Source organism: Corallococcus sp. M7 (assembly GCF_054512695.1).
Genome location: NZ_CM137252.1, coordinates 7,668,039 through 7,693,199 on the forward strand (window position 1 = coordinate 7,668,039; position 25,161 = coordinate 7,693,199).

At 70.8% G+C, this 25,161-nt stretch carries 27 protein-coding genes; 6 read left to right on the forward strand and 21 right to left on the reverse strand.

Annotated features, from left to right (window positions below; translation table 11 throughout):
* The 7 genes from sctR to ACX114_RS30680 all read right to left on the reverse strand — a co-directional run bounded on the left by sctR (position 1) and on the right by ACX114_RS30680 (position 4,785).
* Positions 1-726 (reverse strand): type III secretion system export apparatus subunit SctR, encoded by a 726-nt coding sequence (sctR, locus tag ACX114_RS30650; protein ID WP_459290384.1) that lies wholly within the window; start codon positions 724-726, stop codon positions 1-3.
* Complete coding sequence (locus ACX114_RS30655; protein ID WP_459290386.1) at positions 723-1,184, reverse strand: hypothetical protein; 462 nt, start codon at positions 1,182-1,184, stop codon at positions 723-725. Before ACX114_RS30655 ends, sctR begins: the two co-directional genes overlap by 4 nt.
* The gene (gene sctQ, locus ACX114_RS30660) at positions 1,181-2,332 is read right to left on the reverse strand and encodes a type III secretion system cytoplasmic ring protein SctQ (protein ID WP_459290388.1); all 1,152 of its coding nucleotides are present in this window, start codon (positions 2,330-2,332) and stop codon (positions 1,181-1,183) included. The genes ACX114_RS30655 and sctQ overlap by 4 nt, the downstream gene beginning before the upstream one ends.
* Before the next feature lie 133 nt (positions 2,333-2,465).
* On the reverse strand, positions 2,466-2,948 hold the full coding sequence (locus ACX114_RS30665) for a hypothetical protein (protein ID WP_459290390.1): 483 nt from the start codon (positions 2,946-2,948) through the stop codon (positions 2,466-2,468).
* A gap of 7 nt (positions 2,949-2,955) precedes the next feature.
* Positions 2,956-3,771, reverse strand: coding sequence for a flagellar M-ring protein FliF (locus ACX114_RS30670; RefSeq protein WP_459290392.1), 816 nt, complete (start codon positions 3,769-3,771; stop codon positions 2,956-2,958).
* 15 nt (positions 3,772-3,786) lie between these two features.
* The gene (locus ACX114_RS30675; RefSeq protein ID WP_459290394.1) at positions 3,787-4,275 is read right to left on the reverse strand and encodes an ATP-dependent helicase HrpB; all 489 of its coding nucleotides are present in this window, start codon (positions 4,273-4,275) and stop codon (positions 3,787-3,789) included.
* A gap of 12 nt (positions 4,276-4,287) precedes the next feature.
* On the reverse strand, positions 4,288-4,785 hold the full coding sequence (locus ACX114_RS30680; protein ID WP_459290396.1) for a hypothetical protein: 498 nt from the start codon (positions 4,783-4,785) through the stop codon (positions 4,288-4,290).
* Positions 4,786-5,000: 215 nt separating this feature from the next.
* Here ACX114_RS30680 and ACX114_RS30685 point away from each other — a divergent pair, with 215 nt between their 5' ends.
* Complete coding sequence (locus tag ACX114_RS30685; RefSeq protein WP_459290398.1) at positions 5,001-5,333, forward strand: PilZ domain-containing protein; 333 nt, start codon at positions 5,001-5,003, stop codon at positions 5,331-5,333.
* An 18-nt stretch (positions 5,334-5,351) separates the two neighbouring features.
* Here the strand turns inward: ACX114_RS30685 and ACX114_RS30690 are convergent, their stop codons facing one another.
* The 9 genes from ACX114_RS30690 to ACX114_RS30730 form a co-directional block, all read right to left on the reverse strand.
* Entirely contained in the window at positions 5,352-5,753 is a 402-nt protein-coding gene (locus ACX114_RS30690) for a response regulator (protein WP_459290400.1), read from the reverse strand.
* A gap of 129 nt (positions 5,754-5,882) precedes the next feature.
* Entirely contained in the window at positions 5,883-6,608 is a 726-nt protein-coding gene (locus ACX114_RS30695; RefSeq protein ID WP_459290402.1) for an SH3 domain-containing protein, read from the reverse strand.
* The gene (locus ACX114_RS30700) at positions 6,608-8,485 is read right to left on the reverse strand and encodes a BatD family protein (protein ID WP_459290403.1); all 1,878 of its coding nucleotides are present in this window, start codon (positions 8,483-8,485) and stop codon (positions 6,608-6,610) included. The genes ACX114_RS30695 and ACX114_RS30700 overlap by 1 nt, the downstream gene beginning before the upstream one ends.
* Complete coding sequence (locus ACX114_RS30705) at positions 8,469-9,509, reverse strand: tetratricopeptide repeat protein (RefSeq protein ID WP_459290405.1); 1,041 nt, start codon at positions 9,507-9,509, stop codon at positions 8,469-8,471. The genes ACX114_RS30700 and ACX114_RS30705 overlap by 17 nt, the downstream gene beginning before the upstream one ends.
* On the reverse strand, positions 9,506-10,561 hold the full coding sequence (locus ACX114_RS30710; protein WP_459300326.1) for a VWA domain-containing protein: 1,056 nt from the start codon (positions 10,559-10,561) through the stop codon (positions 9,506-9,508). The genes ACX114_RS30705 and ACX114_RS30710 overlap by 4 nt, the downstream gene beginning before the upstream one ends.
* On the reverse strand, positions 10,561-11,574 hold the full coding sequence (locus ACX114_RS30715; RefSeq protein ID WP_459290407.1) for a vWA domain-containing protein: 1,014 nt from the start codon (positions 11,572-11,574) through the stop codon (positions 10,561-10,563). The genes ACX114_RS30710 and ACX114_RS30715 overlap by 1 nt, the downstream gene beginning before the upstream one ends.
* Positions 11,546-12,535, reverse strand: coding sequence for a hypothetical protein (locus ACX114_RS30720; protein WP_459290409.1), 990 nt, complete (start codon positions 12,533-12,535; stop codon positions 11,546-11,548). Before ACX114_RS30720 ends, ACX114_RS30715 begins: the two co-directional genes overlap by 29 nt.
* A complete protein-coding gene (locus ACX114_RS30725; protein WP_375761152.1) occupies positions 12,532-13,413 on the reverse strand; it encodes a DUF58 domain-containing protein in 882 nt (293 codons plus the stop codon). Before ACX114_RS30725 ends, ACX114_RS30720 begins: the two co-directional genes overlap by 4 nt.
* A gap of 24 nt (positions 13,414-13,437) precedes the next feature.
* The gene (locus tag ACX114_RS30730; protein WP_223761076.1) at positions 13,438-14,427 is read right to left on the reverse strand and encodes an AAA family ATPase; all 990 of its coding nucleotides are present in this window, start codon (positions 14,425-14,427) and stop codon (positions 13,438-13,440) included.
* Between the two features lie 116 nt (positions 14,428-14,543).
* On the opposite strand from ACX114_RS30730, the gene ACX114_RS30735 reads away from it, so the two are divergent.
* The 5 genes from ACX114_RS30735 to ACX114_RS30755 all read left to right on the forward strand — a co-directional run bounded on the left by ACX114_RS30735 (position 14,544) and on the right by ACX114_RS30755 (position 19,473).
* Entirely contained in the window at positions 14,544-15,512 is a 969-nt protein-coding gene (locus ACX114_RS30735) for an alpha/beta fold hydrolase (RefSeq protein ID WP_459290412.1), read from the forward strand.
* A 102-nt stretch (positions 15,513-15,614) separates the two neighbouring features.
* Positions 15,615-16,784, forward strand: coding sequence for a PPC domain-containing protein (locus ACX114_RS30740; protein ID WP_459290414.1), 1,170 nt, complete (start codon positions 15,615-15,617; stop codon positions 16,782-16,784).
* Between the two features lie 72 nt (positions 16,785-16,856).
* Positions 16,857-17,867 carry a DUF2157 domain-containing protein gene (locus tag ACX114_RS30745; protein WP_459290416.1) on the forward strand — a complete coding sequence of 337 codons (1,011 nt, stop codon included), beginning with the start codon at positions 16,857-16,859 and terminating at the stop codon, positions 17,865-17,867.
* A 2-nt stretch (positions 17,868-17,869) separates the two neighbouring features.
* Positions 17,870-18,979 (forward strand): DUF4401 domain-containing protein, encoded by a 1,110-nt coding sequence (locus tag ACX114_RS30750; protein WP_459290418.1) that lies wholly within the window; start codon positions 17,870-17,872, stop codon positions 18,977-18,979.
* A complete protein-coding gene (locus tag ACX114_RS30755; RefSeq protein ID WP_459290420.1) occupies positions 18,976-19,473 on the forward strand; it encodes a GDYXXLXY domain-containing protein in 498 nt (165 codons plus the stop codon). Before ACX114_RS30750 ends, ACX114_RS30755 begins: the two co-directional genes overlap by 4 nt.
* Before the next feature lie 17 nt (positions 19,474-19,490).
* Here ACX114_RS30755 and ACX114_RS30760 read toward each other — a convergent pair whose 3' ends face one another.
* From ACX114_RS30760 to ACX114_RS30780, 5 genes are all read right to left on the reverse strand, one after another.
* Complete coding sequence (locus ACX114_RS30760; RefSeq protein ID WP_459290422.1) at positions 19,491-21,215, reverse strand: sigma-54-dependent transcriptional regulator; 1,725 nt, start codon at positions 21,213-21,215, stop codon at positions 19,491-19,493.
* A 367-nt stretch (positions 21,216-21,582) separates the two neighbouring features.
* The gene (locus ACX114_RS30765; RefSeq protein ID WP_459290424.1) at positions 21,583-22,254 is read right to left on the reverse strand and encodes a trimeric intracellular cation channel family protein; all 672 of its coding nucleotides are present in this window, start codon (positions 22,252-22,254) and stop codon (positions 21,583-21,585) included.
* 20 nt (positions 22,255-22,274) lie between these two features.
* Positions 22,275-23,072: a class I SAM-dependent methyltransferase gene (locus tag ACX114_RS30770; protein ID WP_459290426.1), complete on the reverse strand. Its 798-nt coding sequence runs from the start codon at positions 23,070-23,072 to the stop codon at positions 22,275-22,277.
* A 7-nt stretch (positions 23,073-23,079) separates the two neighbouring features.
* The gene (locus ACX114_RS30775) at positions 23,080-23,838 is read right to left on the reverse strand and encodes a ZIP family metal transporter (RefSeq protein ID WP_459290428.1); all 759 of its coding nucleotides are present in this window, start codon (positions 23,836-23,838) and stop codon (positions 23,080-23,082) included.
* 32 nt (positions 23,839-23,870) lie between these two features.
* On the reverse strand, positions 23,871-25,157 hold the full coding sequence (locus ACX114_RS30780) for a COG3014 family protein (protein ID WP_459290430.1): 1,287 nt from the start codon (positions 25,155-25,157) through the stop codon (positions 23,871-23,873).
* Positions 25,158-25,161 lie beyond the last annotated feature (4 nt).

The following is a 25,161-nucleotide window of genomic DNA, read 5'->3' on the forward strand; positions in this document are numbered from 1 at the left end:
TCACCGGTAGCCGAGGATGAGTCCCCGCGCGAGCAGGGCCCAGCCGTCCACGGCGACGAAGAGGAGGATCTTGAAGGGCAGGCTCACCTGACCCGGCGACAACGTCTGCATCCCCAACGCGAGCAACACGTTGGCGATGACCATGTCGAGCACCAGGAAGGGAAGGAAGACGATGAAGCCAATCTGGAAGGCTTCCTTCAGCTCGGTGATGACGAAAGCCGGAATGACGACGAACAAATCCGTCTCCTGCACCTGCTCGGATTCCTCCGGAGGCCGCAGCTCGCGGGCCAGGTCCACGAAGCGGGCCCGTTCCTCCGGACCGCCGTGCTTCATGAGGAACGCGCGCAGGGGCTCGGTCACCTGCTTCGCGGCGGAGAGGATCTGCGCTCCGGAATGCACCTCGTCGTACGCCGCCTGTCCCGCGTCGTACATGCGCTCCATCACCGGCGCCATGATGTGCCCGGTCAGCACCACCGCGAGCCCCGTGAGCACCAGCGTCGGCGGTGCCTGCTGCGTGCCCATCGCCGAGCGGGCCAGGGAGAGGACCACGGCAATCTTCGAGAAGCTCGTCAGCATCAACACCGCGAACGGCAGCAGCGACAGGAGCGCGAGCATCCCCATCATCGCCAGCGGACTGCCGGCATAGGAGGCCTGCGACAGGGACTGCTCCGCGGCGAACGCGCTCGCGGGCAGGAGCACGCCGCATCCCAATCCGAGGGCCTTCATCCCCCACCCCGCTTCCGGAGCGCGCCGCACGCCGTCTTCGTCTGCCGAGCACGGGGGAAGAGCACCGTCGGTTCCAGCTCCAGGTCGAAGCGGGACTTCATCGCCATGGCACGGGTCTCATGGATCTCCGCGAAGGTGTCGCCGTAGGCCACGAGGTACCGCCGTCCATCCGCCTCCACGAGCGCGAGACCACAGCGCTGGGAAAGCCCCGTCCGCGAGACGATGCTCAGGGGCTCCGGAGCGGCTGCGTCGGCACTCCCGGCCACGCCTCCCTTGCGGAGCAACACCCAGCCCAGACCGGCCAGCGCCATCGCGCCAATGACCAGGCGCGAGGTGCCCACCAGCGACAGTCCCCCCAGGGGCGCGAGCGTCGCCAGTCCCACGAGCAGGGCCAATGCGAAGAGCAGCCTGCCGCGTGGCGAGAACGAGGACAGCAGCGTGTTCACGGGTGCGCTCACGGCAGCAACGCCAGGATGCGGGCGCCCACTTCGCCTTCAATCTCCACCAACTCCGCGCGCGCGACCACGCGGTCACCCACGCGCAGCAGCACCGGGCTGCTCGCGTTCACGTGCAGGGGCAGCAACGTGCCCGGCTTCAGCGCCGCCAGCTCCGCCAGGGGCAACATCAACCGCGTCAGCTCGATCTCCACATCCACCGGGAGCGGCGGCATCGCCTCGCTCCGCTTGTTCGTCGCCACCATGTCCGACTCCTGTCGGGCCGCGCGCGAGTGCACGCTCCCTGTCGAAAAGCCTTCCGCGAGAAACTCGCCCCGGAGCGCGAAGCCCCGGGTGATCAGCTGTCCCTGGCCCTCCACCCGGCCGTCCCGGAGACGCACGCCCTCGAAGAGCACGACGTCTCCCGCGGCCAGCGCATCCACCGCCGAGGCCTGCAATGGACTGCGTCCCATGAGGCAGCGCGCGGGGACCGATGCCGCCAGCACCTGGGACGCGGCCGCGCCTGCCGACTCTATGGGCAGCTCTTGAAACGCGGTCTGCACGGTACGGGCGGGCAGGAGCACCCGGCCTCCCACCGTCGATCCCTCCACCGTTGCCGTCAGCAGCACCGCCACATAGGGCTGCCGTGCATCGACTCGCGTCAGCACGTCACCGCGCCGCATCGACACCGCGGACAAGCGGGGGCCCAGACTTCGTACCCACTCGCCCTGCCCGCGCATCGCGGCCAGGACGGACAGCAGCAGGTACACCAGCGTGGACTCTTCCAGCCGGGTCAGCTCCGCCACGGGAGCCGACCGCAGTCCCGTCCCCGCCAGCCTCGCCAGCGCCGCGAAGACCAGCGGCACCTCCAGCTCCACGATGGCGGTGCCCCCGACCGCCGACAGCTCCACCAGCGCGAACACCATTCCCACCGCCAGCTCGCGCTCCGGCTGGACCGCCGCCGGCACCAGGTGCCCCTCCACCGTGACCGCCGCTCCCAGGTCCCGCGACAGCGCCGCGCCCACGTCGCGCAGGAGCTCCGCGCCCCAACGCCCCACCTGGGGCCGCTGTCCCAACACCAGGTGAGCACGCGTCAGCCGGCGCGCTCCCGGGCGGAACGGTCGCGTGGGCTTCTTCGCGACGCTGGGGGACCTGACTGGATTCGTTTGCATCCGGAGCTCCGGGACGGCGATGGGACACACGTCCCCTGTGCACGGCCATGGCCAGGGGACCGGCTCGTGGAATCAGGGTGTTGGCTGGAGGCGGAGGTCCGTCTTCGGGATGGCCCTCCACACCCGAGGACGCTCAGCGCAGCGCTTCGCGGATGCGCCGCTCCGCCAGGGCGGTCAGGGCCGGAGCGGCATCCGCTCGCGATTCGGCCCCCTCCCACTGGGGAAACCGGCTGCGGTGGTACGGCGGAAGGCCACGAAATGCTTCCTGGCGCAGGGCTTCGGGAGCCGTCTCCAGGAAGAGGGCCAACCGGGTCTCGCCGTCCGCCCGCTCTCCGAACTCCACCGCCACCTTGGCCTGGCGCTGGGCGGAGGGCATGGCGGCGAAGCGCTCCAGGTGGCGCAGCGCCCTGCCCGCTTCAGCATCCACCAGCCCTCCCAACAGCTCCGCGGCGCGCTCTCGCGCCAGCACGCAGACGACCAGCGCGATGCGTTCCAACGGCAGGGACAACGCGGGCAGCGTGACCTCCGCCACCGCGGCGGCCCGCGGTGCTTCCTTCCTCGAGGGCAGGAGCTTCCGGGCCTTGCGCAGCACCCGCCCCACGCGTGTGACGTCCATGGTGTGCTCAGGCCAGCTTGCGCGTGGAGCCCGGGGTCACCACCGGCCGCGCGGGCGTGGGCGGCGCAGGCGGCGCCACGGGGGGCTGCTCCGCCAGGGCCCGGTAGTGCTTCCAGCGCAGCGTTGCCCAGACGAGCGCTCCGGACAGGCCCGTCACCAGCACGCCCAGCAGGGCGAGCACCACGCGCAGCCGCAGCGGGACAGGGCCTCCCTTCGGAGACGGCGCCTCCACGTGCGTCGTCACCTCGTCCACCAGCAGCGAGACCGCCTCCGGTGACAGCCCCTCCACTCCTCCCGCGATGAGCTCACGCAGCGTGTCCGCCGACTTGCGCACGCGCGTCGCGCCGCCGGGCGCCGTGCGCAGCATGGCCGAAGCCTTCGAAGGCGTGGGAGCCTGGCCCGGCCTCGGCGGCGGTGGGACCACCAGGTGCACGCGCGCCAGCAGCACGCCGTCCACCGTCTGGAGCGTCTTCTCCAGCTCCCGCTCCATTCCCCGGACGCGGCAGACCTGTTCCTCCAGTGGCGAGCGCACGAGCCCGCTTCCGCCAAACACGTCGCAGCCTGTCTCCGCCGCGAGCCGGGGCAGCCCCAGCTCCGCCAGGATGCGCACCGCGTCCGAGGACTGCGCGTCCGTCACCTCGATGGCCCACGTGGGTTTCTTGCCCGACTCGGGCACCTTGCGCGCGTCGAGCCCCCGCTCGACGAGCACCGTCTGCAGCTCATTGGCCTGACGTTCGTCGAGGCCGTGCTGGATGCGCTCCCGGCACGCCGAAGCACCCAGGAGCAGGAGGAAACAGAGACAACGAAGGGGAGCGGAACGCATGGAAGAAAGGACTCCTCACACCTGGGTCTGGAGGACCTGCTTGACGCCGCCGGTGGCCTTCTCGACGACCTTGCCGGCGAGATCGAGCTCCTGACTGGCGCGGTAGACGTGGGCCTGGAGCGCGAGCAACTCCGAGGGACTGAACGTGCGGCCGGACTCGGCGAGCTTCAGGATGTGGTCCAGCCGCTGCTGCGCCTGCCCCACGCGGTCCAACACCTCCACCGCCTGCTGACCGCGCGCCGCCTGGACCGAATCCACGCGGACCCCCGGCTTCACCTCCGCGCAGCCCGCCTTCGCCCCCTCCACGCCGTCCGCCCGCGACGTGCCGGCGGTGGCCTCGGTGGGCGTGCGCACCGGCTTCGGCGGCCCCTCCGTCGTCACCGGCACGGGGCGCGATGGGGGCGTGCGCACGCCCTCCAGCACCTTGCCGAACGTCTCCCTGCCGGACTCCACCGCGGGCGAAGGGCCCGCGCCGCCCACGGCTCCCAACTTGTCGATGGCCATCGCGAACGCGCCTCAGCGGATGTTGTTGATGGCGGCCTTCGCCGAGTCGTGGCGGACCTTCATGATGTTGGAGATGGCGTTGTGCTCGCGGCTCTCCTTCTGCATCTCGTTCTGGAGCGACAGGTAGGCCACGTTGAACTTCTGGCCGTCCGCGGCCATCAGCTTCTGCGCCTCCAGCAGGTCCCACGCGTCCCCCTGCCCCGTCGCCGCGCTCCCCGTCGAAGCCGTCGTCCCCACCGCGCTCGCGCGCGCCGACATCGCGGAGGCGCCTCCCGCCGCCGGCACCGACGACACCGCTTCGGCCGGCACCGCCGCGGACACCGTGCCGCTCAGCGTGGACACCACCGCGCTGGAGATGGGGCCTGACGGCAACATGCCGCCCACGAGCCCCGCGCCCGTGCGCACCACCTCGCGCGCCGCTCGCGCCAGCGTGGGGCCGAACTCCGTCTTCGGCGTCTGACGCGCGATGGACGGGGCGATGCTCAACGAAGGGATGCGACGGTCTTCCAAGGGGTGCCTCCGGCAGGGATTCGCCGGGGCTGCCTTCCACCATCCGTGCCAGGGGCCAACCCCTTGAAACGACAGGAGCCTTCCGCGTCAGACGTCTCCCGTGCGCGAGCGCTACGTCCACCGCGCGGGACGGCGGAGGAAAACCCGAAAACTTGCCACCTCGCCAACCTGCATCAGAGTTGTCGCGTCCTGTCGCACCCGAAGGTGAGCCCCCGATGATGAACCCCTCCAATGGTCCCCGTCCGAACGAGCGCGAGCGCTACCACCCGCGCGTCGAAGCCCGGCTCCAGGTGAAGGTGCTCCTGTCGGGCCGCACCGTGACGGCGCAGGCGCGCGACATCTCCATGAACGGCCTGTTCCTCCAGGTCCACCCGGCGGACTCGCAGCGCGCGCTCACCATCGCCCTGCCGCTGCCGGGCGACCGGGAGCTCGTCACCATGTGCACCATCCGCCGCCGGGAAGTGGACGGCGTGGCGCTGGAGTTCGGCGAGCTGGACTGGGACGACCTCATCGCCCTGGCCCGCTTCCTCCACCCGCACCTGCCGTAAGGGCCTTCCGGTGGAGCGTCAGTCCGCGGCCGAGCGGGCCGCGCGCAGCCGCTCCACCAGGTCCATCAGCTCCGCGCCGCGGAAGGGCTTGTGGATGTAGCCGTCCGCGCCCGCCTGCGTCGCGCTCTCCACGTCCGCCTTCTTCGCCTTCGCGGTGAGCATGTAGAGCGGCACCTTCGCCGTGGCCGGGTCGCTCTTCAGGATGCGGCACACGGAGACGCCGTCCAGCTGCGGCAGCACCACGTCCATCAGGATGAGGTGGAAGTCGCGGTCGCGGGCCAGCTTCAGGCCCTCGATGCCATTGGCCGCGCAGACCACGTCCACCGCGCCGTCGCTCAACATGGAGCGAACCAGCTCGCGGATGACGGGCTCGTCCTCGACGAGCAGGATGTGGAAGGGCGCTTGCGCGTTGCCAGCCATGATTCCTCGGGGCCCCTCGTAGGCCATTGCCCTGGCGACGTCCAGCGAAGCGACGCCTCCCGGTAGCCCCTCTGTACGAAAGCGGTCCCCTGTCGGTTTTCCCCGACGGCGGGGTCGCTCCGGCCCCGCCTAGATTTCGGCGACGCCGTCGCGCTCGGCCCAGCCCTCCAGGCCGTTGGGCAGGCGGATGCGGACGTACTTCCCCGTCTCATCCAGGAGCTGCACCTTCAGGCCGGCGTGCACCTCGAAGAGCGAGCGTCCCTCCGAGCGAGGCAGCTCCCGCGCCACCAGCGTGGGCGCCAGCACCACGGCCTCGTGCACGTTCTGGTGCACCCAGATGTGCGCACCCAGGAGCAGCGCCGCCGGCACCGCCGCCGTGAGGCAGAGGCCCGCCACCACCGCCACCGCCGTGCGCCGCATCGAAGGGAAGGCGCGCCGGAAGAGCAGCAGCGCGAAGCCCACCAGCCACGCGACGAAGAAGACCCAGGCCACGGCCGCGCCGTCCGTCGCGGCGGCCAGCCGGGGGAGGAAGGCCTCGTCGGCGGTGGCGCCCACGACCTTGTCTACCTGCCGCGCCCTGGCCAGGGCCAGGTTGGCCTCCAGGTCCTCTGCGCGTCCGCCCTGCTTCCGGGCCTGCTCCAGCGCCAGCACCGCGCGGCCCAGGTCGCCCCGGGCCAGGTGCGTGGTGCCCAGGTTGTAGAGCACGTCCGGTCCGCCGAAGCCGTGGGCGATGAGCTTCTCGTACTGGGCCTGCGCGGTGGCGTAGTCCTCGCGGCCATACGCGTCGTTGGCCTGCTGGAAGACGGCCTCCGCTTCCTCGGCGGTGTAGTAGCCCTGCGTCGCCGCGTCGCTCATCACGCCCAGCCTTCCATCACCGCCGCCGCGGTCGCCAGCACCTTGCGCCGCTCACCCGGCTCCACCCCGCCGCCGTAGCGGCCCAGGTCGCACGCCTCCAGCACGAAGAGCACGCGCGCGCGCCGCTCCGCGTCCACGCCCGCCGCCGCCAGCTTCTCCCCGAGCGCCTCGCGCGTCAGCCCGCCCACGGGGAAGCCCAGCTGGGCCTCCAGGAAGCCCACCATCGCCCGCTCCACCTCCACGTAGAACGCGCCCGAGTCCGAGCCCGCCTTGAGCTTCTCCGCCTCCGCCAGCCGCTTGCGCGCGGCCTTCGCCTGCTGACGGCCCCGGTCCGCCTCGGAGCGCGTGGCCAGCTTGCCGCGCATGCCTCCCACGAACGCCACGCCCGCCAGCAGGCCCAGCGGCGCCAGCACGCCCGCGATGAAGAAGGGCCGCATCCACACGGGCTGCGACGGCCCCACGAACCGGGCCCGGGCGCGCACCGGACGCAGGCCTCCGGTGGCGAGCACGTTCTTCTGCTCATTGGCCGCGTCCGCCACCTGCGCGGGCGTCATCGTCGACGGCAGCGAGGACACTCCGCCCGCTCCCGCCTCCACGGTGATGGTCACGGGGTCCGTGCGCGCCGTCTCGTACTGGCGCCGCGACGGGTCGAAGTACGGGAAGCGCAGCTCCGGGAGCGTGAAGGTGCCCGTGCGCTGCGGCATCACCAGGTACTCCACCACGCGGCGGCCTTGGATGCGGTTGCGGTTGGGCGTGAGCCGGTCCGTCGTCGTGGGCTCGTAGATTTTCAGCGCGGCCGGGCCGGTGAGCTTCGGCGGGGTGACGTTCTTCACGTTGCCCTGCCCCTCCAGGATGACCTTCACCGTGATGGGCTGCCCCAGTTCCACGCGCGTCTGCGACACGTCCAGCGACATGCGCCACGAGCCCACGTTCGCGTTGGACATGTTCGGCGGCGCGCCGTTCGGCAGCGGCCGCACCTTCACCTTCAGGCCATTGGAAACGCGGTGCACGCGGTGGCCCGCGAAGAGGAAGCCCGTGGTGATGTCCGCCTCCGCCGGGGTGATGAGCAGCGTGCCGGACTTCACCGGGAAGAGCGCGCGGCGGCGCAGCAGGTAGGCGCGGTACGGGATGCCGTCCACCACCTTCTGCTCGCCCGTGAGCTGCGTGGGGCTCTCCACCTCTTCGGTCCAGAAGCCCTCCAGCTTGGGCATCGTCACCGCGTCCACGCTGGACAGGTCCACGCGCGAGTAGATGTAGAGCGACAGCGTGGCCTGCTCGCCCACGTAGAGGTCGTCGCGGTCCAGGCTGGCGCGCAGGAACAGGTCCGAGTCCCCGCGCGGAATCACCGGCTCGTCGTCCCGCAGGTCCGAGTCGTCGTCCCCGAACGGATCCGGCATGTTGCGGAAGTTGCGGAACGGATCCGGCAACGGCGGCCGGCCGCCCTGCTGCGCCTGGGGCGAGCCCCCCACGCGGCCTTCGCGCACGGTCAACTGCACGGCGTCCGTGCGGTATGTGCGGCCTCCCGCGGTGAGCGTGGCGGGCGGAAGGGTGAGCTTGCCCGCGCGCAGCGGGCGCATCAGCAGTTCGTGGCGGGTGATGTCCTGGATGACGGCGGGGCCGCCACCGGACAGCGAGATGGAGCGCTGGCTGCCGCGCGACGAGGAGAGCACCTCGAAGTCGTTGGACTCGGGCAGGCGCACCTGGGCGTTGGACGGCGCGTCCACCACCACCACGGTGAGCTTGAAGGTGTCCTCGGTGCCCACCTCGGTGCGGTCCACCGTCTGGTAGAACTCGATGTCCGCCGCCCACGCCGGCGCCGTGGCCAGGAGGGCGAGTACGGCGAGCAGCGCCGTGCGCCCGCTACCAGTCCTTCTCATTGGGCTTCCTCTGCTTCTTCTTCTGCTGGAAACGCCAGAGCTGGAGATTCTTCTCGTTCTGCTTCATCGCATCCAGCAGGCGCTCGGCCTCCTGCCGGTCGACGTCACCCGGCGAACTTCCGCCATCGCGCGGGTTGGACTCCGTCTCCTCCTCGCCCTCGCTGCCGCCGTCCGCGCCGCCATCGCGCGAGTCGCCTTCGCCCTCGTCCTGGCCCCCATCGCCCTGGCCACCGTCACCGCCGCCGTCGGTGGGACCGCCATCGCCGCCGCCGTCCTGACCGCCATCCGAACCACCATCACCGGGCCCGGCATCGCCGCCGCCACCATCCGCGCCGCCGTCCTGACCGCCATCCTGCCCACCGCCGTCCTGGCCTCCGTCGGCCCCACCGTCCTGGCCGCCATCCGCGCCACCATCCGCGCCGCCGTCCTGGCCGCCATCCTGCGGCGTGCCACCGTCACCCTTCTGGCCGCCGTCCTCGCCCGCGTCCGGACGCCCACCGTCGTTGCCGCCGTCCTGGCCTCCGTCGGTGCCGCCATCCGGACCGTTCTGGGGCGGAGGCAGGTCGCGCAGCACCACCTCGTAGTTGTGCCGGGCCTGCGGATCCGTGGGATCCAGCGTGAGCGCCTTGCGGTAGGACTTGAGCGCCTCCGAACGGTCACCCGCCGTGGCCGCGAGGTTGCCCAGGTTGTACCAGCTCTTCTGCGCCAGGTCGGGCTGGCGCGAAGACTCCGCCACCTGCTTGAACGCCTCGCGCGCTTCCGCCGAGCGGCCCAGCTTCGCCAGCGCGTCCGCGCGGTTGAACTCCACCGTCGGATCATTGGGCCGCTCCTTCTTCGCGGCCTCGAAGTCCTTCAGCGCGTCCTCGTAGCGTCCGGCCGCGTAGGCCTCGCGCCCGCGCTGCACCAGCGGGTGGTCCTTCTCCAGCGGCCCCACCGCCCACGCGGGCCCCGGCAGCGCCAGCAGCCCCGCCAGGCCCACAGCCATCGCTCGCGCCGCGCGCCGCCGCATCGGTTGCGTGCTCATGCGGCCCTCCGGCGCGAAGGGATGAGCGCCATGCCCAACACCAGCAGCACCAGGCCGGGGACGGCGAACCACTGGAAGCGCTCGTCGTAGCGGACCGTCACGCGGCTCTCCAGCTCGCTCTTCTGCAACTGGTCGATGCGCTCCACCACCTGTCCCATCGCCACGCCGTTGGGCTGGTAGAAGAAGGCGCCGCCCGTCGCGTCCGCGATGGCCGTGAGGCCCGCTCGGTCCAGGCGCGTGATGACCGTGTCGCCGTTGGAGTCCTTCTTGTAGTCCACGAACTCACCGCGCCGGTCGTAGACGGGGATGGGCTCACCGGAGTCCGACCCCACGCCCACCGCGAGCACCTGGACGCGCGCGTCCTTGAGCGCCTCCGTGGCCTCGCGCACGTCGCCGGTGAGGTCCTCGCCGTCCGACAGCAGCACCACCACGCGCTCCTTGGAGCCCCGGTCCGCGTTGTCCAGCACCTGCTTGGCCAGCCGCAGCGCCGCGCCCACGTTCGTGCCGCCCTGGGGCATCGCGTCCGGATCCACCGCGCGCAGGAACAGCTTCACCGCCGAGTAGTCCGACGTGAGCGGCGACTGCACGAACGCATCGCCCGCGAACACCACCAGGCCCGCGCGGTCGCCCTTCAATTCATCCAGCAGCGTGTTGAGCTCCAGCCGCGCGCGGTCCAACCGGCTGGGCTGCACGTCCCTGGCGAGCATGGACTTGGACGCATCCAGCGCCACCACCACGTCGATGCCCCGGCGCTTCGTCAGCTCGCTCTTCGTGCCGCACTGGGGCTGCGCGAGCGCGAGCCCGAACAGCATCAGCCCCAGCCCGTACAGGCCGCCCTGCACCGCCGGCCGCCACACGGACACGCCGGGCGCGAGCGTCGCCACGTGGCGCTCCGCGATGAGCGCCGACAGCCGCGTCCTGCGGCCCAGCGCCTTGAGCAGCGCGAGCAGCCCCAAGAGCAGGCCCACCGCGAACAGCCCCAGGAACAGCGGCTGCGCCAGGCCCACCTGGTAACCCAGGAGCGTGAAGCGCCAGGCGTCCAACGTGGGCATCATGGGAACACCCGCAGGACGGTGGCGCGCAGCAGCAGCTCCAGCGCGGCGAGCCCGAAGGCCACCAGCAGGAACGGGTGGAAGTTCTCCTTGTACGTGGCGCTGGCGCCGCCCTCCATCAGCTTCGAGCGCTCCAGCGCGTCCAGCACCTTCTGCAGACCCTGCTTGAGGCCCTCCGGGTCGGTGGCGCGGTAGTACTCGCCGCCGGTGCGGTCCGCGATGTCCTGCATCAGCTCCGGGTTGATGGGGATCTCCGTCTCGCGCCACACGGTGTTGCCGAACAGGTCCGTGCCCTGCGGGAAGGGCACCTTGCCGCCCTTGCCCACCAGGATGGTGTAGATGGGGATGTGGAGCGACGCGGCCATGTTCGCCGCGTCCAACGGCGAGATCTTGCCGGCGTTGTTGTCACCGTCCGTGATCAGCACCACCACACGGCTCTTCGCGTCCGAGTCACGCAGGCGGTTGAGCGACGTGGCGATGGCGTCACCGATGGCCGTGCCGTCCTCCAGCACGCGGGTGCGCAGCTGCTTGAGCACCTCCTTCAACACGCCGTAGTCCAGCGTCAGCGGGGACTGCGTGTACGCGGCGCCGGAGAACACCACCAGGCCCAGGCGGTCGTTCACGCGGCCGGAGATGAACTCGGTCAGCACTTCCTTGGCCACGTTGAGGCGGTTCTGCGGACGGAAGTCACCGGCCTCCATGGACGTGGACAGGTCCAGCGCCACCACGATGTCGATGCCCTCCACCGACAGGTCGCGCACGCGCGAGTCGCGCGACTGCGGCCGGGCGATGGCTACCACCGCCGCCACCACCGCCGCGACGCGCAGGAGGGGGAGCAGCGGCAGGAGGTACGTGCGGAAGCCCCGGCCGCCCTTGGCGAAGACGTGCGCGGCGGAGAAGCGCAGCGTGGCGCGGCGCTTGCGCTCCCAGAACGCGAGCGCCAGGAGCAGCGGCGCCAACAGCAGGGCCCAGAGCGCCTCCGGGTTATTGAACGCGAGGTCCGGGGGCAGCATCGGGCTTGGGGGGAGCGGGAGGAACGTACGTTTTGGCGAGCAGGTCGTAGCCGAAGGCCAGCGCCTGATTGCAGGACTCGGGGGAGGCGTCGGCGCGGGCGTACTTCACCATGTCCGACTCGGAGACAAAGCGCATCAGCGCGTCCTCCGGCAGGCCCGGCGTGGGCAGCCTGCGCAGGGACGCCATCAGTTCGGACGACGTGCACTCCAGGGCCTCGAAGCCGTAGCGCTCGCCCAGGTAGCCGCGCACGATTTCGGAGAGGCGAAAGTAGAAGTCCTTCACGTGGCCGCGGCCGGGCAGGTCCTCGCGCTTGAGCGCGTCCAGGGACTGGCGCACGCGCACGTCCAGCGGCAGCACGGGGACGACCTTCTCGCGCTTCGGCCGGCGCTGCCACCAGCGCACCAACGCCCAGACCGCGGTGGCCACCGCCAGCGCCACCGCCAGCGCGTAGAGCAGCGTCCAGGAGCGGATGGGCACCTCCTGCGGAGGCTGGTAGTCGAACAGCTCAGCGCCCTGCCCCTGCGCGTCCGGCGGCAGCGTGGAGGTCACCTCCACCGTCTTGCCCTTGAGCACGAAGCGGCGCGGCCCCTCCGGCGTCGCCACGTCGAAGGCGAGGTCCGGCAACTGCACGTCGCCCAGGTCGAACGCGGAGAAGCGCAGGCCAAACGTCGTGGTCGCGTCGTTCGCGTTGTCCTGGCGCTGGCGCGTCTGCTGGAGCAGCTCCACCGAGCTCTCACCCGTGGGCGCCACCAGTTCGTAGCGCTGGTCCTTCGGGTGCGTGAGCGTCACCTGGTAGGTGAAGGGCTCGCCGATGTGCACCGTCTCCGGATCCACCCGCGCGGACGCGCCCGTGGGCGCCACCGTCTCCAGCGCGACGGGGACCTTGGGCGCGGGCGCCTGGGCCCAGACGGACGGCGCGCTGACGAGGAGGACGGCCGCGAGGACGAGCGCGTGTCTCATGCCGCCATCCTCCGGGCCCGCGCGCGGAAGAAGTTCGCCAGCGCCTTGCCGTGATCATCCCCGGCGCGCAGCTCCACGTGGTCCAGCTCCAGCTTCTTGAACAGCTTGCGGCGCTCGTCGCGCTGGGCCTGCATGGCGCGCATGAACTTGCCGCGCACGGCGGTGGAGCTGGTGTCCACCACGAAGCGCTCGCCCGTCTCCGGGTCCTCCATCTCCACCAGGCCGTGGGCGGGGAAGCGCTGCTCCAGCGGATCCTCGATGACCACCGGCACCAGGTCGTGGCGGCGGCCGACGAGGCGCAGCGGCTTCTCGTAGCCCGTGGCCATGAAGTCCGACACGAGGAACGTCACGGCCTTCCGCTTGGACACCTGCGTCAGGTACGTGAGCCCCGCGGACAGGTCCGTGCCGTGGCCCTTGGGCTTGAAGGTGAGGATGTCGCTCACGAGCCGCAGCACATGCATGCGGCCCTTGCGCGGCGGGACGACCTTCTCCACCCGGTCCGAGAAGAGGATGAGCCCCACGCGGTCGTTGTTCGCGATGGCGCTGAAGGCAATCTGCGCGGCCACCTCCGCGGCGACCTCCGCCTTGGTGCGGTCCTTGGAGCCGAACTCGTTGGAGGCGGACACGTCCACCAGGAGCATCACCGTGAGCTCGCGCTCCTCGGTGAAGACCTTGATGAAGGCCTCGTTCATGCGCGCGGTGACGTTCCAGTCGATGAAGCGGATCTCGTCGCCGGGCTGGTACTGGCGCACCTCGGAGAAGGCCATGCCGCGGCCCTTGAACACCGAGTGGTACTGGCCGGCCAGCATGTCGGAGACCACCTTGCGGGTGCGGATCTCCAGCTTGCGGATGCGGCGGATGAGGTCCTTGGGCAGCACGGGCGCGCTCTTACCGGGGGCCTGTCAGGGGACTTCCACGCGGTCGAAGACGCGCTGGATGATCTTCTCCTGGGTGAGCTCCTCGGCTTCCGCCTCGTAGGTCATCGCGATGCGGTGGCGGAGCACGTCGAAGGCGATGGCCTTCACGTCCTCCGGGGTGACGAAGCCGCGGTGGCGCAGGAACGCGTGCGCGCGGGCCGCCTGCGCGAGCGCGATGGTGGCGCGCGGCGAGGCGCCGAACTGGATGTAGTCCGCCAGGTCCTTGAGGCCGTAGCGCGCGGGCTCGCGCGTGGCGAACACCACGTTGAGGATGTACTCCTTCACCTTCTCGTCCATGTAGATGGCGTGGACGAGCTCGCGCGCGCGCACCAGGTGCTCCAGCGCGATGACCCGCTGGGCCTTGGGCGACGAGCCGCCGGCCATGCGGTCCATGATGACCTTCTCCTCATCACGGGTCGGGTAGCCCACCTTCACCTTGAGCATGAAGCGGTCCACCTGCGCTTCGGGGAGGGGGTAGGTGCCCTCCTGCTCGATGGGGTTCTGGGTGGCCAGCACGAGGAAGGGCGAGGGCAGGCCGAAGGTCTGGTCGCCGATGGTGACCTGGCGCTCGGCCATGGCCTCCAGGAGGGCGGACTGGACCTTGGCGGGGGCGCGGTTGATTTCGTCCGCGAGGACGATGTTCGCGAAGATGGGCCCCTTGCGGACGGTGAACGCGGCCGTCTGCTGGTTGTAGATCATGGTGCCGACGAGGTCCGCCGGCAGCAGGTCGGGCGTGAACTGCACGCGCATGAAGGTGGCGCTGAGCGAGTCCGCCACGGTGCGCACGGTCAGCGTCTTGGCGAGTCCGGGCACGCCCTCCAGGAGGACGTGGCCGTTGCACAAGAGGCCGATGAGGATGCGTTCGAGCATGTACCGCTGCCCGACGATGACCTTGCCGGTCTCCTGGTTGAGGACCTCGACGAAGCTGCTTTCCTGCTGCACGCGTTCGGTGAGCGCGCGAATGTCGGTGTTCATGTCCCCTCTGTCGGCCTGGGCGGCGGGCAGCCTAGGGTTCCCGGGCGTCCGGCTCAACACCGCTGTGGGCCAGACATTCCGTCAAGCGGCCCCGTGCCGTAAAGGGTCATCCGCCCATGTCCCGCCCGCCCCCGCCCCGCCGCTCTCCCCTCCCCCCTCGCTGGGACGCCGCCGGCCGCCCCGGAGCCCCGGGCGCCACGCCCCCCGTCGGCCCGGTGGAGACGGGGCTCCTGGCCCAGTTGGCCCCGGCCGTGGTGCCCCAGGTGCACTGGCTGCCCGGGGGCGGCGCGGTGCGGATCCTCGAAGGGGGCCCCTCCGAGGACGCCCATTCCACGGTCGTCTTCCTCCACGGACGTGGGAACGCGGCGACCCACTGGTTCCCGTACCTGACGGTGCTGGCCCGGCATCACCGGGTGCTGGCCCTGGACCTGCCCGGTTTCGGTCAGTCCACCCCGGCCGACGTGCACGTGGGGTCCGCGGAGGACGCGGTGCGCTTCTTCACGGCGCCGGTGGAGGAGGCGCTGGGGATGCTCACGCGGGGGCCGGTGTCGGTGGTCGGCCACTCGCTGGGCGGGCTGGTGGCGCTGGAGCTCGCGCTGCGCGGCGCGGTGCCTGTGGAGCGGCTGGTGCTGGTGGACGCGATGGGGCTGGGTCCGGAGATGCCGCGCGCCTCACGCCTGTTCTTCCGCGCGGGGCCGGAGCGGCTGGCGCGCAACCTGGGCCCCTGGGCGATGGCGCGGATGCTGCCGCCGCCTCCCACGCCGCTGGGAGAGAAGCTGGGACAGCTGGGCTACGAATTGTTGAGCGTGCCCGGCGGCAGGCCCGAAGCCGCGCACGCCTTCAACGCGCTGGTGCCGCTGACGGGGCCGCTGTTCCACCGCCGCGAACGACTGGGCGAGGTGAAGCTCCCCGTGCTGCTCGTCTGGGGTGAGCGCGATGAGACGCTGCCCGTCGCCCTGGCGGACGAGGCCGCACGGCGGCTGCCCCAGGCCCGGGTGCTGCGCGTGGAGTGTGGCCACAGTCCCCAGCTGGAACACCCGGAGCGCGTGCTCCCGGAAATGAAAGCCTTTCTCGGAGGACAATGACAATCACTTGTCAGCCCTTCCTGGGGCCCCCGGTCATGGGGTATTGATTGATGTCACGGTGCTCGGGCCGCGCGAGCGCTTTGGGGGATGAGGGGCATCCGCATGAATCGGAAATGGAAGTCTTTCCAGCGCGTGGCGCTGCTGGGCGTGGTGTTGGCACTGAGTGCCTGCGGCAAGGACGAAGTCCAGGACCCGGGCTTGCAGCCGGGGGCGCAGGGAGAGGTGGAGTTCACGACGCTCACCGAGCCCATCCGCCTGAAACTCGCCGTCAAAGCCGGCCAGCTCTACCGCTTCGTCTGCAAGCCCGCCACCCTGACGGGGTGTCAGCTTCAATTGCGAGACGCGACGTCGCTGGAGCCCCTGGGAGAGGCCCGGTCCACCAACGTCAACGAGAAGTGGGGGATCACCCTCTTCTGGACGGCGTCCGCGAACGGGCCCGTCGTGATGGATCTCCAGGCCGCGGGCGGGGGAGGAAGTAGCATGGCAGGACAGTTCAGCTACCAGTTCACGGAGGCCGCGGATGATGCGGGCAGCTCCTTGGACGAGGCTGTCAAACAGCCGGTCACGCAGACAGAGACAAGTTTCGAGGGCTTCCTGGAGACCTCCGGCGACGTGGATGCCTGGCGGTTCTCCGTGCCCGCGAATCACAACTTGCGCGCCAGATGCCGGGCGGCGGAGGCCGGCAGCCACCCGGACATGGAGCTCTTCCTGCCGGATGGGACGTCCCTCGGTACGTACAACTACGGCGCGTACCCCTTCGACGACCTCCCCTACATCGCCGTCAAGAACGTGGGAGGGGGAGACATCCTCTTGCGCGTCCAGGCCAATGCGCGGCAGCCCTCGACCTTCTCCCACCGGTATGAGTGCACGGTCAGCGATGCAGGCCCGGATGACCATGGGGACGTCGCGGCGGAGGCCACCGTCGTGACGGTGCCCGCGCAGGTGGACGTCGCCTTCGGCGCCAGGAATGACGTCGACATGCTGGCCACGGACCTCATCGAGGGCCACGTGTATCTCCTGAAGGACGCCACCGCCGGCATCCCCAGCGGCAAGGCCAGCGTCTACTGTGGCACCACGGTGACGGATGCCCAGGGCACGCAGCAGGGCCCGAAGCTCGTGACGTACGGGGACGGGGCCCGGTTCACGGCGCCCACGAGCGGCCGGTATTTCCTCGCGCTCGAGCGCACCTTCAGCGATGGGTATTGGGGGAACTGGGGCTCGCCTACGAGCCACCGCTTCGAAATCACCGACGTCACCGAGGCCACGCCGTAGCACCGACTGTGTCTGGAGGGGCTGGAGGCCAGTGTCCCAGCCCCTCCGTCAAACAGGCTACAGTCGCCGGCCGTGCCGAAAGACTTCCTCGACTTGGAGGCGACGCCGGAGCGGCTGCACGCGCTGGCGGACGCCGGAATCCTGGGCCCGGACGCGTACGGGCGCGCGCTGCACCTGGCGGTCGCCTCACCGACCCGGCCCGCGTGGCGCGCGTTTTTGTCCACGACGCTGATGGCCCTGGGCTCGCTGCTGGTGCTGGCGGGCGTGGTGTACTTCTTCGCCTTCAACTGGGCGGAGCTCGGGCGCTTCTCGAAGCTGGGCCTCATCTGCCTGGGCATGACCGGAGCGGCGGTGGGCGCGTGGCGGCTGGGCGACCGGCCCGCGGGCCAGTTCGCGCTGCTCGCGGCCGCGGTGCTGGTGGGTCCGCTGCTCGCCGTGTACGGGCAGGCGTATCAGACGGGCGCGGATCCATATGAGCTGTTCATCGGCTGGGGCGTGCTCATCCTGCCCTGGGTGGCGCTGGCGCGCTTCACGCCGCTGTGGATGCTCCAGCTCGTGCTCGTCAACACGGGCGTCATCCTCTTCTGGGGCCAGCGCATGACGCGCGTCGAATTCTATGAGGCGCGGCTCGCGCTGGTGCTGGGGCTGCTCAACGGGTTCGCCTGGGCGACGTACGAGCACTTCGCCAACCAGAAGGTCTCCTGGCTCCAGGGGCGGTGGATGCCCCGCGTGTTGTCCCTCATGACGCTGACGCCGCTGGTGACCCTGGGCATCCTGTTCATCGTGAGCAATCACGACCGCTCGCTCGAAACTGGCGTGTCCCTGCCGCTGGTGCTGGGGGCGCTGGTCGCCATCTACGCCCTGCACCGGCACCTGCATGGGGAGCTGTTCCTGCTCACCGTGGGCGCGCTGAGTGCCATCACGCTCGTCACCACGGCGGTGGGCTGGTTCCTCATGGAGGTCACGCACGCGGAGGAGCTGACCCTCTTCATCCTGCCCCTGGTGCTCATTGGCGAGGTGGGCCTGGCGGTGTACTGGCTGCGCCACGAATCGCAGGCCACGGGCGTTTCGGAGGAGACCTGATCATGGCCCTGCGACCGACCATTCAAGACGTACTGACGGGGCTCAAGGCCGAGGGCCACGTGGACGCGGAGGTGGACGCGCGCGCCCGCACCGCCCTGGAGGTCCGGCATAAGAAGCTGGGGGCCTCGCCCTGGTTCGTGAAGGCGCTGGCCGGTGGAGGCGCGTGGCTGTCCGCCGCCTTCCTGCTCAGCTTCTTCGCCTGCGTGGGCCTCTGGAAGGAGGAGCTGGCGCTCACCGGCCTGGGCCTCGCGCTGACGGTGGCGTCGGTGTTCCTGCGCCGGGCCACCCACGGGCCCTTCATGGAGCAGCTCGCCCTGGCCCTGTGCATGGCGGGCGTGGGTTCATTCCTCGTGGGGCTGGCGCAGCTGGACCAGAACACCGTCACCATCGCGTTCGCGGGGGCGGTGGTGTCGCTCGCGCTGCTCGCCGTGTTCCCGGACCTCATCCTCTACTTCCTGGCGACCGTGGGGGTCTGCGTGTCCGTGGGGGTGCTGGCCGTCGAGGCCGTGGGGGGCGCGGGCGCGGACGCGTGGATGCTCGTGGGCACGGCGGCGCTCGCCGGCCTGCTGCTGCACGAGCCCCGGCTGCGGCGCGGACACCTGGGCGCCCGCGTGGGGCCCATCGCCTTCGCGCTCGCGTGCGCCGCGCCCGGGTGGCTCTTGTTCCGCAGCTTCGAGAGTTCGCAGGAGGGCTTCCACTACGTCTTCCGCTTCGAGAGCGCGTTCGTCCCCAGCGCGTACATGGCCATCGCGCTGGCGCTCCTCGTGGTGTGGACGGGTTGGCAGGTGCTGCGCGAGCTGGGGCTGGCGCATGAGCAGCGCATCTGGATTCCCGCGGTCTGCGCGCTCGTGCTGCTCACGGTGATGACGCTGAACACGCCGGGCGTGCTGGTGGCGGTGCTGATGCTGACGCTCGGCTTCCACCGCCGCAGCCGCGTGATGCTCGGGCTGGCGGTGGCGTTCCTGCTGACGTTCGGCGCGTACTACTACTACGACCTGCACATCACCCTTTGGGCCAAGGCGCTCGCGCTCACGGGCAGCGGCCTGGTGCTGCTGGGCGTGCGGCAGTTCTTCCTGCGGCTTCCCCCCGCCGCGCTCACGGAGGCCCGATGAAACGCGGCGCCGTCATCTTCGGAGGGCTCGCGCTGGTGTTCGCCGCGCTCGCCTTCCTCGTCGTGCAGAAGGAGACCGTGCTCGCGCGGGGGCAGCCCGTGCTGCTGCGGCTGGCTCCGGTGGATCCGCGCTCACTCATCCAGGGCGACTACATGGTGCTCGACTACGCCATCAACCAGGGCTGGCGCGAGGGCCGCGAGCAGCCCCAGGAGGACGGCAACGTGGTGCTGCGCCTGGACGAGCACAACGTGGGCGAGTTCGTGCGCTACGAGATGCCGGGCACCGAGCTGGCGCCCGGCGAGGTGCGCCTGCGCTTCCGCATCCGCAACTCGCAGATGCGCCTGGGCGCGGAGGCCTTCTTCTTCCAGGAGGGCCACGCGGAGCGCTACGCGAACGCGCGCTACGGCGAGCTGCGGGTGATGGACAACGGCACCAGCGTGCTCGTGGGCCTGCGCGACGAGAACTACCAGCCGCTGGGCAGCGCCATCCGCTAGAAGGCGCGCCCTTCGCCTCAGTCCGAGTCCTCGTTCTCCAGCAGGTCGGAGAACGGGGAGCCCCCCTCGCCCAGCGCCTTGTAGAGGCCGTCCACCTTCTCCAGCTCGCGCTTGAGCGCCTTGTGGTGGTTGCGGTTCTTCACCAGGCTCTCGCGGCCCAGCAGGCGGAAGGCCTCGTCGCGGCCCACCTGACGGATGGCCGTGCCCAGCACCAGCCCGCGGAAGCCGTCCGCGAAGTCCAGGTCCAGCGGGCTGCCGCGCCTGCGGGCCTCACCGACGAAGGCCTGAGCCGCGGCCCGCAGCGCCTCCGGCAACGGACGGGCCCCGGGGGACTGCTCGTAGCCCAGCGCCTCGGCCACGTGCTTCTCCTGCAGCACGAGGTCGACCGTGCCATTACCTGCCTGCCCCACCATCGCCAGCGAGTACGCACGCCGCACGATGTTGTCGAGCTGCCGCAGGTTGCCCGGCCACGAGCTGGTGGTCAGCAGCACCTCCGCCTCCGGCGCCAGCCGCGCGGAGCCCTCGGGCAGCCGCTCGCGGTGGCGGCGATTCACCATGTACCGCGCCCAGAGGGGAATCTCGTCCTGCCGGTCCTGCAGGGGCGGCATGCGCACCGGCAGCACGTTCACGCGGTAGTACAGGTCCTCGCGGAAGCGGCCGGCGCGCACCTGCGCGTGCAGGTCCGCGTTGGTGCCGATGATGAAGCGCACGTCCGCGAGCTTCTCGCCGGTGCCCTCGCCCAGCGGCCGGTAGCTGCGCGACTCCAAGAGGTGCAGCAGGCCCGCCTGCGCCTTCAGCGACAGCTTGTCGATTTCGTCGATGAACAGCGTGCCGCCGTCCGAGCGCGCCACCACGCCCGGCGCGTCGCGCACCGCGCCGGTGAAGGCGCCCTTCTTCCAGCCGAAGAGCTCCGCCATCTGGAGGTCCTCCGGCACCGTCACCAGGTCCAGCGTCTCGAAGGGCTTGCCCCGGCGGCCGGAGCGCTCATGGCACCAACGCGCCAGGCGCGACTTGCCCGCGCCCGTGGCCCCGCTCACGAGGATGGTCTCGTCCTGGAGCGCGAAGGTGCGGAGGATGGGCAACAGCTCCGCCATGGAGCGGCCCACCACGGGGAGGAACTCGTCCACCTCCGGCGTGGCCACCGGCCGCTGTGGCAGCGCGGTGAGGTACGGCGCGGCGATGTCCGTGAGCAGTTGGAGCAGGTCTCCGGCGTCGCGCCAGACGAACTCCTGCCCCATGGCGGCCAGACAGTCCGCCTCCAGCGAAATCATGCCCTCCATGCCTGCGGGCGTGCGCAGGGGAAGCACGCACACGTGCGTCGCGTGGCGGCCCAGGAAGCGCTGCTTGCTCTCGTTGCTGTGGAAGCCCGCGAGGCCCGGGTCGCCCGTCACCGGCGCGTCCGGCGCGTGCGGCTGCACCGTGCCGATGTTCACGTCGATGGACACCGCGCACCGGTGCTCCACCACCGCGCGCCAGGCCGTGGCGGAGGTGAAGAAGGGCGTCCCGACGCCCGCGTCCGTCACCTCGCGCGCGCCCACGTCCAGCGCCGCCAGTCGGCGATACGCCTCACCGGGACGCAGGTGGACGATGCCGCGCAGGACCCGGGCCCGGCCCGCATAGCGGCTGGCCGCCACCGCGCCTTCCGCCACCGCCAGCATCCGACGCAACGTCGCCGCCGCCGCGGTCTCGAAGTCCCTGGAATCCCGAAGCGCAGCCATGAGCTGCGCCAACTCGTCTTGCATCCACTCGCCTCCCGTGCGGAAGCCGCGCCACCGCCGACCGGCGAAGCCGTCCAAAAAGCAGACGCGGACTCTATCGGAGATGACGGGGAGGTGCGGATTCAGATGGAGAGCGCGGAAGGAGCGGCCCCTCCTTCCGCGCTCCGGGTGCATCTGGATGCGGTACACGCCGTTGCCGGCGTATGGGCGGGACGCATTGCGGATGTCGTGCCAAGCATGGGATCCCAATGATTTCGCGGGGTCAGGGTGCACACGTCATCCAGTCTGCGTCCCAATGGAACGCAGACGCGTCCGTGCAGGACGCAAAACCCCTGACGTTTGAGCTCCAATGCCTGTCAGGCCACGCCTCCCGAACAGGCAGGCAGCCGGGTCATTCCATACCAGACAGGGAGAAGTGGGGCAGGTTCCAGCCGCGCCAGACGCTGACCATGCGCAGCGCGAAGCAGGTGGCGCCGCCCACCAGGGCCATGGTGCGCGAAGGCCGTCCCAGCCGCTGGCCCACCACCATGACGAGCGCCCCGGCGAGCGCCGCCACGGCGTAGATGTCCGCGCGCAGCACGGTGGGCACGTGGTTGAGGAAGAGGTCGCGCAGGGTGCCGCCGCCGGAGCCGGTGATGGCGGCCATGAGCACGGCCATCAGCGGACGCAGGCCGTAGTCCAGCGCCTTGCGGGCTCCGGCGATGGCGAACAGGGACAGCCCCGCGGCGTCCAGCGTGACGAGCAGCAGGGGCGGCACGTACGTCACGAAGCGGTGGAGCAGGAGCACCGTCGCGCCGCCCGCGAAGGCGACCAGCGCGTAGCGCTCGTCCCGGATGGAGTTGGGCGGCGTCGCGCCGATGAGCAGGTCGCGGAGGATGCCGCCGCCCAGCGCGGTGGTGAACGACAGGACCATGATGCCCAGCGGATCCAACCCGCCGGCGATGGCCGCGATGGCGCCCTCCACCGCGAAGACGTAGGTGCCGGCGAAGTCGAGCCCCAGGAGCAGCCGCGCCTCGCGGCCGTCGATGCGCGCCTCTGTCCCCGCCGCCACGGTGGGTTCCATGGCGGCGACGCTAGCACCCGTCAGGCCTTGGAGGCGGTGTCCGGCTTCAGCACGAAGACGCGGTCCAGGCGCGGGCTGCCGCGCCCCACGGGCGAGTCCAGGTCGTAGTCGAAGTCGAACGTGGCCGCGACGCGCAGGCCGGACTTGCGGAACAGGCGCTTCACCTGGGCCTCGTCGTACGTGCGGAAGTACCACGTCGTCTCGATGAGCCAGTCCTTGCCCGGGCCGGTGACGCGCAGGCGGTTGCGCATGGGCGAGCGGCGCAGGCGCTGCTCCGGCAGGCCCTCGTGCGTGTTGCACACGACCTTGTCCTTGCCCACCTGCCCCACCCAGCGCTCGTGCTCAGGACCGGAGCGCGCGTAGTCCGTGAGGTGGAAGCCCAGCACGTAGATGCCGTCCGGTTTGAGCAGGCGGCGGGTGCCGGTGAGGTGCTCCACCGCGGCGTTCTCGCTGTCCAGGTAGCGGAAGGTGGAGACCAGCGTGTGGGCCAGGTCCACGCGCCCCTCCAGCGCCGGGTCGAAGAAGTCCTCCATGCGCGCCTGGGACAGCTTCACGCGGCGGCGCTCCGCGAGGGACAGGCGCTTGCGCGCGTGCGCGAGCATGGCCTCCGACAGGTCGTAGCCCGCGACCTTCAGGCCCCGGCTCGCGGCCTCCGCCACCAGCCGGCCCGCGCCGCACGCGGGCTCCAGCCACTGGTTGCCGCCCGTGCCGAAGCGCCGGCTCAGCTCCTGGAGGAAGTCCGCCTCGCGCACGGTGTCCGTGCCGAAGATGGCCTCGTAGTACTCCGGATGCTCGTACCAGTCCTTGCGTCGTTCCATGGTGCCGTCAGTGCTCCGTGTGCCCCAGGACGCGCGCGAGCACGAACATCACCAGCAACCCGGCTGCCAACGCCACCAGGTTGCGCCCGGGCTTGTCCCGGCCGTGCTTGTTCACGTGCGGCAGCAGGTCCGACACGGCGATGTAGAGGAAGGTGCCGGCGGAGAAGGCCAGGGCCTTGGGCGCCAGCGACTGGAAGCTCAGCACCGCGTCGAAGCCGAAGTAGAGCACCGCGCCCACCGGCACCATCAGGCCGTACAGCGCGGTGTACGCCAGGATGGTGCCGCGCTTCTTGCCCTCCGCCTGGAGGATGGACGCGAGCGACAGCGACGAGGGAATCTTGTGCGCGGTGATGGCCAGGAGCGCCATGGCGCCCACGCCCTCCTTCACCGAGGAGCCCAGCGCGATGCCGTCGAAGAGCGTGTGCGTGGACAGGCCCAGGAACGCGCTGAAGCCCAGCGCGTGGCCGTGCACGTGCTCCGCGCAGTCCGGCGGTTCCTCGCAGGCGTGGGCCAGGAGGTAGCGCTCCAGCACCAGCACGAAGAGGAAGCCCATGGGCACGAGCGCGAAGGCCCACCAGCCGCCGCCCTCGTAGGCCTCCGGGAGCATGTGGAAGAAGGCCGCGCCGAACATCACGCCCGCCGCGAAGGCCAGGAATGTCACGAGCCGCGTGGAGCGGTCATTGAAGATGACCACGCCCGCGCCGGCCAGCGCGCTCACCACGACGATGAAGGAATACAGGATGACTTCGGCCACGACCGGCGACATGGGGCGCGCACCCTACTCCCAAAACGACGCCGTCAGTAGCTTCGCACCACCAGCACCTCCACCCGCCCCGGCTTCACCTCCACCAGGTGTGTGGTGGGCCGGCCCGGTGCATCCACCTGGACGGTGTGTTTTCCCGGAGGAAGCCGGAAGCGCGCCACCTGGAACTCCGCCGGCAGTGAGAGCCAGGAGCGCAGGTCGGCCTGGTTGCCCGCGTTGAGCACCAGGAAGGCGAGCACCCCCAGCTCCTTGCTCTTCGTCAGCGCGCCCACGCCCGCGGCCACGCCCGCCTTCGCCACCGCGCCCGCCAACTGCTTCGCCAGCATGCGGCCGATGCGGTCGTTCAAATGCACCTGGGCCACGCGCGACAGCGACGTCACCGTCACCGCCTGCTCCGCCCGGCCCTCCACCGACACGCGCACCGGCGGTGTACCGCCGCGGTCCCGGTACACGGGCACCTCGATCAGGTCCCCGGAGTCACCGTAGTCGCGCGACGCCCGCTCCTTCTGCGGCGACAGGCCCGCCTCCACCACCACGACGAGCTGCCCGTCACCGGGGCCCACCGGGTCGTGCGCAAGGTCCGGGAACTTCTGGGAGAGCATCTCGTAGGCGTCGTCGCGGCCCGTCTTCTTCGCCAGCCGCAACAGCGGCTCCACCAGCCCGCCCAGCCGGGGCTCCAGCTCGTACGCCTTCATGTAGTCGATGAAGGCCGAGTCCCACTCATGCTGGTCCTCGTACAGCACGCCGCCCAGGTAGCGCGCGATGGCGAGCTGTTCGTACGGCTTCTTCTCCTCGGTGATCATCTTCTCGATGCGCTCGTTGACGCGGCGGACCTCCACGAGCGCGTCCTCGTCCCGGCCCAGCTCCGCGTAGTTGAGCGCCTGGAGGACGGAGATCATCAGCTTCTCGAAGTCCTCCCCGCGGTAGGCGCGGCGCCGCTCGTTGCTGAGCAGGATGCCGGCCTCTTCGCTCACGGAGGTGATGTCCAGCTGCGAGCTCAGGTCATCCGCCTGGGCCAGCACCTTCGTGCTCTCCTCCCACTGCCCCGCGGCGTGCAGCACCATGCCCTTGTCCAGGAGGAGCAGGAGCTGGTCGCGCTCGGGGGCCTCCTTCTGCTCGCCGTCCAGCTCACGCAGGGCGCGCGGATAGTCGGACGCCTGGTACGCGGAGCGCGCGGAGGCCGTGCGCGCCACGTAGTCGCTGGCGCAGCCGGTCCCCAGGACAGAGCAGGCCAGGACGAACAGCAGGCCCCAACGCGCCGCCGCCGGGGAAGCGGCGGGGACGCGCGGGGCCTGGGCGGCGATGTCGGGGAGGTTGGACACGGCG